General features: G+C 73.2%; 6 protein-coding genes and 1 pseudogene. All 7 read left to right on the top strand.

Features of this window, described 5'->3' with window-relative positions; all coding sequences use genetic code 11:
* The first annotated feature begins 190 nt into the window (after positions 1-190).
* Complete coding sequence (locus tag ACLWS4_RS34965; protein ID WP_416876241.1) at positions 191-1,798, top strand: bifunctional 3-(3-hydroxy-phenyl)propionate/3-hydroxycinnamic acid hydroxylase; 1,608 nt, start codon at positions 191-193, stop codon at positions 1,796-1,798.
* Between the two features lie 13 nt (positions 1,799-1,811).
* Entirely contained in the window at positions 1,812-2,687 is an 876-nt protein-coding gene (locus tag ACLWS4_RS34970) for an alpha/beta hydrolase (RefSeq protein ID WP_074004608.1), read from the top strand.
* Positions 2,684-3,694: a VOC family protein gene (locus ACLWS4_RS34975; RefSeq protein WP_416876242.1), complete on the top strand. Its 1,011-nt coding sequence runs from the start codon at positions 2,684-2,686 to the stop codon at positions 3,692-3,694. The genes ACLWS4_RS34970 and ACLWS4_RS34975 overlap by 4 nt, the downstream gene beginning before the upstream one ends.
* Positions 3,695-3,863: 169 nt before the next feature.
* Positions 3,864-4,685, top strand: a complete 822-nt coding sequence (mhpD, locus tag ACLWS4_RS34980) for a 2-keto-4-pentenoate hydratase (RefSeq protein ID WP_416876246.1) — start codon at positions 3,864-3,866, stop codon at positions 4,683-4,685.
* On the top strand, positions 4,682-5,629 hold the full coding sequence (locus tag ACLWS4_RS34985; protein WP_416876243.1) for an acetaldehyde dehydrogenase (acetylating): 948 nt from the start codon (positions 4,682-4,684) through the stop codon (positions 5,627-5,629). Before mhpD ends, ACLWS4_RS34985 begins: the two co-directional genes overlap by 4 nt.
* Positions 5,626-6,642 carry a 4-hydroxy-2-oxovalerate aldolase gene (dmpG, locus tag ACLWS4_RS34990; RefSeq protein ID WP_416876244.1) on the top strand — a complete coding sequence of 339 codons (1,017 nt, stop codon included), beginning with the start codon at positions 5,626-5,628 and terminating at the stop codon, positions 6,640-6,642. The genes ACLWS4_RS34985 and dmpG overlap by 4 nt, the downstream gene beginning before the upstream one ends.
* A pseudogene (locus ACLWS4_RS34995) lies at positions 6,639-6,920 on the top strand (hypothetical protein); the annotation flags it as partial. The gene dmpG and the pseudogene ACLWS4_RS34995, both read left to right, overlap by 4 nt.
* Positions 6,921-7,233 lie beyond the last annotated feature (313 nt).

Genomic DNA, 7,233 nt, shown 5'->3' on the forward strand with positions numbered 1-7,233 from the left:
GGCGCCGGGCCGGGCACGTGCCGCTCGCGGGTCGTCCGCGGCTCGGCCGCGGCGGGCGTCCCCTCCGGTGGTACGCGGTTCCGGTCACTTGACCCTCTCCGACGGCGAGCATACCGTAGCAGTCATTCCAATTGGAGTGAGCACTACAGCAACAGTTGCGCGGTGCGATCGACACGGTGAGGTGGGCCTGATGCGTCAGACCGGGGCTGGGACAGAGCCCGAGGACGGTTCCTACGACGTGGCCGTCATCGGTTACGGGCCCACGGGCGTGACCGCGGCGAACCTGCTGGGCGCGACGGGGCTGCGCGTCGTCGTCCTGGAGCGGGACGCCGAGGTCTTCTCCCGTGCCCGGGCCATCTCCACGGACGAGGAGGTCGTGCGGATCTGGCAGCGGACCGGACTGGCCGAGCGCCTCAAGCAGGACATGCTGACCGAGCGGCCCGTGGACTTCGTCGACGCGGACGGCCGCCCCTTCATCCGCGCGCGCCCCACCCCGCGCGGGCACGGGCACCCGCCGCAGATGTTCGTCTACCAGCCCGCGCTGGAGCAGGTGCTGCGCGACGGCGTCGACCGGTACCCGAACGTGGAGGTCCTGCTGCGCCACGAGTGCCTGCGCCTGCGCCAGGACGCCGACGGGGTGGAGCTGACGACCGTCGGCACGGCCGACGACTCCGTGCACCGGCTGCGTGCCTCCTACGTGATCGCGGCCGACGGCGGCTCCAGCCTCACCCGCGCCCAGCTGAACATCGGCTACGAGGGCCGGACGTACGAGGACCGCTGGGTCGTCATCGACACCGAGATGCTCAAGCCCTGGCCCGACCACGACAAGCTGCGCTTCCACTGCGACCCGGCGCGCCCGGCCGTCGACTGCCCGACCCCGCTGGGCCACCACCGCTACGAGTTCCCGCTCCTGCCCGGGGACGACGAGGAGCACCTGGTCACCGAGGACGCCGTGTACGGGCTGATCTCCCGGTACGGGATCGGCCGCGACAGCGTCAAGGTGCTGCGCGCGACCGTCTACAGCCACCACGTGCGCTTCGCCACGCGCTTCCGTGCGGGGAGGGTCTTCCTCGCCGGCGACGCCGCCCACGCCATGCCGCCGTGGATCGGCCAGGGCATGGCCGCGGGCGTGCGCGACGTGGCCAACCTCTGCTGGAAGCTCGACGCCGTCCTGCGCGGCGAACTGCCCGAGACGGTCCTCGACAGCTACGAGGCCGAACGCAAACCGCACGTCAAGGAGGTCACCCGGCGGGCGGTGCTCGTCGGCCGGACCATCACCGAACGCCGCCGGCCGGTCACCAAGGTCCGCGACGGCGCCCTGCGCACCCTGGACCGCGTCCCGGGCTTCAGCAACTGGCTGCAGAGCGCGAACTGGATCCCCGTCGCCCGGTACGACGCCGGCCTGCAGGCCCGCTCCCGCGCCAGGGCGACCGGCCACCAGGTGCCCCAGCCGTGGGTGACCGGCCCCGACGGCAGCCGCGTGCGCCTCGACGACGCGCTCGGCGGCCGGTGGCACCTGCTGCACGCCCGGACCGCCGCCCCCCAACTCGCCTGGGACGTCCTGGGCGTGCCGTCCCTGACCGTCACGCCGCTGGGCTCCGCACCCGTGGAGGACACCCTCGTCGACAGCGACGGCGTCCTGCTGCCCTGGATGGCCCGGCACGGCGCGGCCGCACTCGCCCTGCGCCCCGACGCCTACGTCTACGCGGCGGCCCCCGCGGGCACTCCGCTCCCGCTGCCGCCCCGGGGCTTCGCCCCCACCACCGCCCCCCGCACGCACGCGTCCACCGCCCAGTGAGGACCCCGGCACCATGACGACGACACCGACCGGCCTGCCGACGATGCAGGAGACGACGTACGACATCGGCGGAAGGAAGGTCTTCGCCGCGGAGACCGGGGACGGCCCGCCGCTCCTGCTGCTGCACGGCGGCGGCCCGGGCGCCTCCGGCGTCTCCAACTACACCCGCAACATCGCCGCCCTGGCCCGGGACCACCGGGTCATCGTGCCCGACCTGCCCGGCTACGGCCGCAGCACCAAGGGCGTCGACGCCGGCGACCCCTTCGGCTTCCTCGCCGACCACGTCCGCGGCCTGCTCGACCGCCTCGGCCTCGAGAAGGCCCACCTGGTCGGCAACTCCTACGGCGGCGCCTGCGCCCTGCGCCTGGCCCTGGACACCCCCGACCGGGTCGACCGCATGGTCCTGATGGGCCCCGGCGGCATCGGCACCACCCGCGCCCTGCCCACCCCCGGCCTCAACAGCCTGCTGAACTACTACACCGGCGACGGGCCCTCGCGGCCGAAGCTGGAGAAGTTCATCCGCGACCACCTCGTCTTCAACGCCGCCGACGTCCCCGACTCCGTGATCGACGAGCGCTACCGCGCCAGCATCGACCCGGAGGTGGTCGCCGCACCGCCCCTGCGGCGGCCCTCCGGGCGCGACGCCCTGCGGACCGTGTGGAGGATGGACTTCACCCGCGACCCGCGCCTGTCCCGGCTGCCCGTCCCGACCCTGGTGCTGTGGGGGGCCCAGGACAGGGTCAACCGGCCCTCCGGCGGCCGGATGCTCGCCGATCGCATGCCCGACTGCGACCTGTACACGGTCGCCAACACGGGCCACTGGGTCCAGTTCGAACGCGCGGAACTCTTCAACCGGCTGTGCGCCGACTTCCTGGCAGGCCGACGATGAACACCGTACCGACCAGCGTCTTCGGGGCCGTCCACCTCGGCTACGTCGTCATCGAGACGAACCGCTTCGCCGACTGGCGCCGCTTCGGCACCGACGCCATCGGCATGCACCACGACAGCCTCTCCCCCGACCTGATGCGCTTCCGCCTCGACGGCCAGGAGTGCCGCTTCCTGCTCACCCGCGGGCCCGCCGAGGACGTCGTCGCCACCGGCTGGCACGTCGACGACCACGCAGCCTTCGAACGGATCGAAGCCCGCGTCCGCGCCCACGGCGTCCCCCTCACCCGGGGCACAGACGAGGAGGCGGCCCTGCGCGGCGTCGAACGCCTGCTGCGCTTCCCCGGCCCCAAGGGCATCACCCAGGAGATCTGCACCGACCCCACCACGACCGCCGAACCGCTGCGGATGCTCGCCTCCGGCTTCGTCACCGGGGACTCCGGCATGGGCCACGTCGCGATCACCTCAACCAGGCCGCAGCTGATGCGCGGCTACTTCGACACCGTCTTCGACGCCCGCCTGACCGACTACATCGACGAGACCATCAGCGGCGTCAAACTCAAGATCCGCTTCCTGCGCGTCAACGAACGCCACCACTCCATCGCGATCGCCGCCGTCCGCGGCCTGCCCCTGGACCCGGTCCGCACCCGGGTGCAGCACCTCAACGTCCAGGCCGCCACCCTCGACGACGTCGCCCGCAGCTACCAGCGCGTCCACGAACTCGGCTTCGAGATGGCCCTGTCGGTGGGCCAGCACACCAACGACAAGGAACTGTCCTACTACGCCCGCACCCCCTCGGGCTTCGAGTGGGAGGTCGGCTGGAACCCGATCGTCATCGACGAGAGCACCTGGGAACCCACCACCCACCAGGGCATCAGCACCTGGGGCCACCTCCCCGTCGGCCAGACCGTCGTCGACAAGCTCGCCCAGTTCCGCGCCGGAGCCCGATCCCTGGCCCGCCCGGAACGCACCGTGCCCGCCCTCAGCGGCACGGGCATCCCCGACGACTGACCTGGACGGTCACCGCACCGCCTGTGCGGTGACCGCCCCCGCCCGACCCGGTGTTCGCGGCGCACGCCCGCACCCGGTGGAGACCGGCGAACCGTCACCACTTCCCGCCACCCCGCAACCATCCCCGGAGGCCACCCTCGTGCTCGGCTCCGCACCACCCCACCGATCCCTGCCGGTTCCGACCCGGCCCGCCCGCATCGCCGAGGCGGCCGCCCTCCTGGAAGAGGCCGCCCGCACCGGCGTCCCGTGCGCCCCGGTACGCACGCTGCTCCCGGAGTCCGACATCGAGGCCGCCTACGCCGTACAGCAGCTCCACGTCGACCTCGCCGTCAGCGCCGGGCGACGACTCGTAGGCCGCAAGATCGGCCTCACCTCGCCCGCCGTACAGCGCCAACTCGGCGTCGACCGGCCTGACTTCGGCGCCCTGTTCGCCGACATGGCGGTACCCGAGGGACAGCCCGTCGCCCCCGGCCGACTGCTCCAGCCGAAGGTCGAGGCCGAGGTCGCACTGGTCCTCGGCTCCGACCTGCCCCACCGCGACCCGACCGTCGCCGACCTGCTGCGCGCCACGGCGTTCGCACTGCCCGCGCTGGAGATCGTCGACAGCCGCATCGCCGACTGGGACATCACCATCGTCGACACCGTCGCCGACAACGCCTCCTGCGGCCTGTACGTCCTGGGCGGCACCCCGGTCCCGCTGGACCGGGTCGACCTGCGGGCCGTGACCATGACGCTCACCCGGAACGGCGAACAGGTCTCCCGGGGCACCGGGGCCGACTGCCTGGGCAGCCCGCTCACCGCCGCCCTCTGGCTCGCCTCCGCCCTCGCCGGGCTCGGCGACCCGCTGCGGGCCGGCGACACCGTCCTGACCGGCGCACTGGGCCCGATGGCCGCCGCCGCCGCGGGCGACGAGTTCACCGCCGTCATCGAAGGGCTGGGCACGGTCACGACCGCGTTCGCACCCGCCACCGAGGAAGGAGCCCTCGCATGACCACGAAGGTCGCCGTCATCGGGTCCGGCAACATCGGCACCGACCTGATGATCAAGATCCTGCGGCTCTCCGAAACCTTGGAGATCGCCGCGATGGCCGGGATCGACCCCGACTCCGACGGCCTGGCCCGCGCCCGCCGCCTGAAGGTCGCCACCACCCACGAGGGCGTGGACGGCCTGGTGGGACTGGACGAGTTCGCGGACGTGCAGATCGTCTTCGACGCCACCTCCGCCGGCGCGCACCGCCGCCACGACGAGGTGCTGCGCTCGCTGGGGCGCACCGTCGTCGACCTGACGCCCGCGGCGCTCGGCCCGTACGTCGTCCCGCCGGTCAACGGCGACGCCCACCTCGACGCCCCCAACGTCAACATGGTCACCTGCGGCGGCCAGGCCACCATCCCGGTCGTGGCCGCGGTCTCGGCCGTGACTCCCGTCCACTACGGCGAGATCGTCGCCTCGATCTCCTCGCGCTCCGCGGGCCCCGGCACGCGGGCCAACATCGACGAGTTCACCGAGACCACCTCCTCGGCGATCGAGAAGGTGGGCGGCGCCTCCCGCGGCAAGGCGATCATCGTCCTGAACCCGGCCGAGCCGCCGCTGATCATGCGCGACACCGTGTACTGCCTGGTCGGCGACTGCGACGACGCCGCGGTGACCGACTCGGTCGAGCGGATGGTCGCCCGGGTCCAGGCGTACGTCCCCGGCTACCGCCTCAAGCAGAAGGTGCAGTTCGACCGCGTCGCTGCCGACGACCCGCTCCGCTCCCTGCTGCCCGCGCCCTCCCGCACCGGCGGTGCCGCGAAGGTGTCGGTGTTCCTGGAGGTCGAGGGGGCTGCCCACTACCTGCCCGCCTACGCCGGCAACCTCGACATCATGACCTCGGCCGCCCTGCGCACCGCCGAACGCATGGCCGCCCACCGCGCCCCGGAGGTGGCGACGCGATGACTTCCCTGTACATCCAGGACGTGACCCTGCGCGACGGCATGCACGCCGTGCGCCACCGCTACACCGTCGACCAGGCCCGCACCATCGCCGCCGCCCTCGACGACGCCGGGGTCACCGCGATCGAGGTCGCCCACGGCGACGGCCTGTCCGGCTCCAGCATCACCTACGGCGTCGGCGCCCACACCGACTGGGAGTGGATCGCCGCCGTCTGCGACAGCGTCCACCAGGCGGTGCCCACCACCCTGCTGCTGCCCGGCATCGGCACCCTGCACGACCTGCGGCAGGCGCAAGCCCTCGGCATCCGCTCGGTGCGCGTCGCCACCCACTGCACCGAGGCCGACATCTCCGCCCAGCACATCGACGCCGCCCGCGGCCTGGGCATGGACGTGGCCGGCTTCCTGATGATGTCCCACCTGGCCGAGCCCGCCGAACTCGCCCGGCAGGCCAGGCTGATGGAGTCCTACGGCGCCCAGTGCGTCTACGTCACCGACTCCGGCGGACGCCTCACCATGGACGGCGTGCGCGACCGCCTGCGCGCCTACCGCGACGTCCTGTCCCCCGACACCGAACTCGGCATCCACGCCCACCACAACCTGGGCCTGGGCGTCGCCAACTCCGTCGTGGCCGTGGAGAACGGCGTCACCCGCGTCGACGCCTCCCTCGCCGGCCAGGGAGCGGGCGCCGGCAACTGCCCGCTGGAGGCGTTCGTGGCGGTCGCCGACCTGATGGGCTGGGAGCACGGCTGCGACCTGTTCCCGCTGATGGACGCCGCCGACGACGTGGTCCGCCCGCTGCAGGACCGCGAGGTGCGCGTCGACCGCGAGACCCTCACCCTCGGCTACGCGGGCGTGTACTCCAGCTTCCTGCGCCACGCCGAGACCGCCGCCCGCCGCTACGGCCTGGACACCCGCGCGATCCTGGTCGAGGTCGGGCGGCGCAAGATGGTGGGCGGCCAGGAAGACATGATCACGGACATCGCCCTCGACCTCGCGACGGCCCGCTCCGCCGACTGACCGAACAGCCCTCGCACGCCCTCGGGCCGACGGACGCCGCGACGCGGGACGTCGAGGACCCGGCGGAACGCTTCGCCGCCGGCATCCGGCCGACCCTGGTGCCGGCGGCCTCCCTCCCCGAGGTCACCGGTGCCCTGAGGCTGCGCGGCATGCAGCACATCCGCACGGCCGACGGGCCCCTGCCCCTGCGCGATCTCGAACCCGGGCGCGCAGCGGGCCGGTTCCGGACCGAGGCCCCCGTGGTGCCCCTCGGCGCGATCGGAGGGGCCGTCCTCGGCCTGTTGCGGTCGCGGTCGCGGTCGCGGTTGCGGTTGCGGTTGCCCATGGTGAAGCGGCTCGACGACGGCGACGGGACCGCGGATGTCCGAGCTGCTGGTGCTCACGCCGGGTCTGTCGGACGAGGACGCCCACGAGGTGGCCAGCCGTCCCTGCCACCCCTGGCCCCGGAGCGGCGGGGTCCGCTGACGGGCGCGGCCGAACCGCCGGCCGACCGGGTCGTGGCCGTCGGGTCCGGGTCCTAGGGCCTGTGTGAGGTTGCGATCAGTCTTCGGGTTCTGCCCTCACCTGAGGGCAGAACCCGGTAGAACGGTT

It is taken from the genome of Kitasatospora sp. SC0581 (assembly GCF_048159585.1).
Lineage (GTDB): Bacteria > Actinomycetota > Actinomycetes > Streptomycetales > Streptomycetaceae > Kitasatospora.

What these genes read in the sequence shown, in the direction of transcription:
- dmpG (WP_416876244.1), top strand. Translation starts at nt 5,626, where the DNA reads ATGACTTCCCTGTACATCCAGGACGTGACCCTGCGCGACGGCATGCAC.
- ACLWS4_RS34985 (WP_416876243.1), top strand. Translation starts at nt 4,682, where the DNA reads ATGACCACGAAGGTCGCCGTCATCGGGTCCGGCAACATCGGCACCGAC.
- ACLWS4_RS34965 (WP_416876241.1), top strand. Translation starts at nt 191, where the DNA reads ATGCGTCAGACCGGGGCTGGGACAGAGCCCGAGGACGGTTCCTACGAC.
- ACLWS4_RS34970 (WP_074004608.1), top strand. Translation starts at nt 1,812, where the DNA reads ATGACGACGACACCGACCGGCCTGCCGACGATGCAGGAGACGACGTAC.
- ACLWS4_RS34975 (WP_416876242.1), top strand. Translation starts at nt 2,684, where the DNA reads ATGAACACCGTACCGACCAGCGTCTTCGGGGCCGTCCACCTCGGCTAC.